The 256-nt window shown below is 51.6% G+C and carries 1 protein-coding gene; it reads left to right on the top strand.

The window, feature by feature from the left end:
- Positions 1-256 (top strand): hypothetical protein (locus AB1471_RS19040; protein ID WP_367781011.1); only part of this gene is annotated, 256 nt, incomplete at both ends.

Here is a 256-nt window from a genome sequence, read left to right as displayed (position 1 = left end):
GGGGGAAAGGAGAGGGAGGAAGAAAGGGAGAAGGAAGAAGAAAGGAAGGGGGGGGAAAAGAAAGAAAAGGGGAGGGGGGGAGAAGAGGGGGAGAGGGGGGGGGGAAAAGAGAAGGGGAAAGGGGGAAAAGAGAGAGGAAAAGAAAAGAAAAGAAGGGAGAGGGAAGAGGGGAAAAAAAGGGGGAAAGAGAAAAGGAAGAAAGGGGGGGGAGAGAAGAGAAGGGAAAAGGGGAAAGGAGAAAGAGGAAAAAAGGAAG

Origin of the sequence: Jeotgalibacillus marinus (assembly GCF_040801915.1) — a bacterium.
Lineage (GTDB): Bacteria > Bacillota > Bacilli > Bacillales > Jeotgalibacillaceae > Jeotgalibacillus > Jeotgalibacillus marinus.
Note: the sequence above shows the minus strand (reverse complement) of the source record. Positions and strands in the feature narration are given on the sequence as shown.